Annotated in this window: 1 protein-coding gene; it reads right to left on the bottom strand. The window is 68.1% G+C overall.

Features of this window, described 5'->3' with window-relative positions; all coding sequences use genetic code 11:
• Positions 1-470 (bottom strand): AMP-binding enzyme (locus AC1DYG_RS19580; protein WP_477641520.1); only part of this gene is annotated, 470 nt, incomplete at both ends.

Here is a 470-nt window from a genome sequence, read left to right on the forward strand (position 1 = left end):
GGTCTGCGGCGCCCGGTACGCGCGCGCCTCGAACACCGGAGCCGGCAACGCCTTTCGGTCCAGCTTGCCGGACGGGTTCAACGGGAACTCCGCCAGTACGACGATTGCCGACGGAACCATGTAGGTGGGCAACGACGTCGACGCGAAACCGAGCAGGTCCTCCGAGTTCACCTGCGTACCCTGCATGGGCACGACGTAGGCGACCAGGTGGTCGCCCGTCGCCGTCGAGACCACCAACACGGCCGACTGCAGGACCGCGTCGTGCGCCAGCAGTGCCGTCTCGATCTCGCCCAGTTCGAYGCGSTGRCCGCGGAWCTTGACCTGGWMGTCGGTGCGTCCGATGTAGCCGAGTTCCCCGTCAGCGCCCCAGAACACCAGGTCGCCGGTGCGGTACATGCGCTCGCCACCGGGGCGGAACGGATTCGCCACGAACCGGTCAGACGTGAGGTCGACCCGGCCGTAGTATCCGC

The organism is Pedococcus sp. P1_H8 (assembly GCF_056405175.1).